Origin of the sequence: Streptomyces sp. NPDC059788 (assembly GCF_042732265.1) — a bacterium.
Classification (GTDB): domain Bacteria; phylum Actinomycetota; class Actinomycetes; order Streptomycetales; family Streptomycetaceae; genus Streptomyces.
Window position 1 is genome coordinate 1 of record NZ_JBHWHY010000116.1, and the last position, 2748, is coordinate 2748.

At 69.9% G+C, this 2748-nt stretch carries 2 protein-coding genes; both read left to right on the forward strand.

Annotation, left to right across the window (positions count from 1 at the left end; genetic code table 11):
• The coding region (locus tag ACFV57_RS42610; protein WP_385244674.1) for an SDR family NAD(P)-dependent oxidoreductase at positions 1-2510 on the forward strand (2510 nt) is incomplete at its 5' end.
• Between the two features lie 44 nt (positions 2511-2554).
• Positions 2555-2748, forward strand: a 194-nt coding sequence (locus tag ACFV57_RS42615) for a polyketide synthase docking domain-containing protein (RefSeq protein WP_385244677.1), incomplete at its 3' end; no start/stop codon positions are given.

The window sequence follows — 2748 nt, forward strand, 5'->3', positions numbered from 1 at the left end:
TGCAGGCGCGGGAGGCGGTGCGTTTTGCGGATGCGGTGGGTGCGTTGGCGCGGCAGGGCGTGACGGTGTTCGTGGAGGTCGGTCCGGACGGGACGCTGTCGGCGATGGGCCCGGCCGCTCTGGACGGCCATGAGGCTTCGCCCGGTGGTTCTCCGGTGTTTGTGCCGGTGCTGCGTAGGGATGTGGCGGCGGGTGAGTCGGTGCTGACGGCGTTGGCGCAGGCGCATGTGCGGGGCGTGGTGGTGGATTGGGCGGCGGTGCTCGGTTCGGGGCAGCGGGTGGAGTTGCCGACGTATGCCTTCCAGCGGCAGCGGTATTGGCCGCAGGCATCCCAGGCGCCCGCCCCGGTGGCGAAGGATACGGTCGGCAGTGCGGCGGAGGCCGAGTTCTGGGCCGCGGTTGAAGGCGGCGACCTCCGCGAGCTGGCCGACACGCTGGCGGTGGACGGTGAGCGGCTGGGTGAGGTGCTGCCGGCGTTGACGTCGTGGCGGCGTCGGGAGCGTGACGATTCCGCGGTGGCGGACTGGCGTTACGGGATTTCGTGGACGCCGGTGGGCGAGCCGTCGTCGGCGGTACTGTCCGGCACCTGGCTGGTCGTCGTACCGGCCGGATACGCGGACGCCGAGCTGGTGCAGGGCTGTGTGCAGGCCTTGACCGGCCGTGGCGCCCAGGTCGTCACCGCCGAGGCCGCTTCCGACAAGGTGGACCGGGTCGCACTGGCCGAACGGATCACGGGCGTGCTGCCCGAAGGCGACCAGCCGGCCGGTGTGGTGTCGCTGCTGGCGCTGGACGAGGCGACGCTGACGGAGTTCCCCGTGGTCAACCGGGGTGTGGCCGGGACATTGGGCCTGGTGCAGGCGCTGGGCGACGCGGGAGTCACCGCCCCGCTGTGGGCCCTGACGCAGGGTGCGGTGGCGACCGGCCCCGGGGAGACCCTGACCAGTCCCGTGCAGGCGCAGGTCTGGGGCCTGGGCCGGGTCGTCGGCCTGGAACACCCCGAGCGCTGGGGCGGTCTGATCGATCTGCCGTCGGCCTGGGATGACCGCACCGCGACCCGTCTCTGTGGTCTCCTCGCCGACAGCAATGGTGAGGACCAGCTTGCACTGCGCTCGGCCGGCGTCATGGCGCGTCGTCTGGTGCGTGCTGCGCGTCCGTCGGGTGACCGGCGGCAGTGGGGGCCGCGTGGCACGGTGCTGGTGACTGGTGGTACGGGTGCGATCGGTGGGAACACCGCCCGGTGGCTGGCGGGGCGGGGTGCTCCGCGACTCGTACTGACCAGCCGTTCCGGCCCGGCCGCCGCGGGTGTGGCGGCGCTGGCCGCGGAGCTTGCGGGCAGCGGCAGCCAGGTCGAGGTCGTGACCTGCGATATCGCCCGACGTACCGAAATCGCCGACCTCGTAAGCCGTATCGCCGCGGACGGGCCGCCGCTGACCGGCGTGATCCATGCAGCTGGCGTGGGACAGACCACGCCACTGATGGACACCACGGTGGCGGAGCAGGCCGCGGTGGTGGAGGCCAAGACGGCGGGCGCGGTCTGGCTGGACGAGCTGACCGCCGACCTCGGCCTGGAAGCCTTCGTGCTCTTCTCTTCCATCGCCGCGACCTGGGGCAGCGGTCTTCAGCCTGGTTACGCGGCGGGCAACGCGTTCCTCGACGCGCTGGCCGAGAGCCGACGTGCCCGCGGGCTGGCGGCGACCTCCGTGGCCTGGGGCGTATGGGGCGGCGCCGGTATGGGCGCCGGAGAGGCCGGGACGCACCTGCAACGGCACGGGTTGGGGGTCATGGACCCCGGCCTGGGCATTCAGGCCCTGGCGCAGGCGGTGGACGGTGGGGATGTGGCGGTCGCCGTCGCGGATGTGGACTGGGAGCGATTCGCGCCGACGTTCACCCTGCGCCGGCCGAGCCCGCTGCTCGCCTCCCTGCCCGAGGTCCGGCAGGTGCTCGCCGGTGCCGACACAGGTGATGGGGTGCCCCCCGCCGAATCGCAGGGCGAGCTGGGGCAGCGGTTGGCGGGGCTGTCCCGGGCGGAGCAGGACCGGTTGCTGACGGACCTGGTCCGTACGGAGGCTGCCGCGGTGCTCGGCTATCCCTCCGTGGACGCGGTGGAGGAGGAGCGGGCGTTCAAGGAGCTGGGATTCGATTCGCTGACCGCGGTCGAGCTCCGTAACCGGCTCAATGCGGCCACCGGACTCCAGCTGCCCGCCACCCTCATATTCGACTACCCCAACCCGGCGGTGTTGGCGGACCTGCTGCGGACGGCAGTGATCCCGAACGCGGCGGCGGATTCGGTATCCATATTTGCCGAACTCGATCAACTCGAACATAATCTTTCGAGCATGGCCTCGGATTCTGATGTGCGTGAAGACGTCACCCGGCGCCTGCGCGGCATCCTGTCACAGTGGACGGAATCTCAGGATGCGACGGAACCCGAAGGTTCCGACATCGAGTTCCAATCGGCTACGCCCAATGAAGTGTTCAGCTTCCTTGACAAAGAGCTTGGGCTGTCTTGATAACCTGCGGACTTTTTGATCGCTCAATCGATTAGGGGCCTTTGATGGAGAGCCAAGAAAAACTCTTTGACTATCTCAAGAGGGCATCGGCCGAGCTCCAGGAGACGCGTAAGCGCCTGCGGAAGAAGGAGGCGGCTGAGCAGGAGCCGTTGGCTGTGGTGGGTATGGGGTGTCGGTTGCCGGGTGGTGTGGGGGGTCCGGAGGGGTTGTGGGATGTGGTGGTGGGTGGGGTGGATGT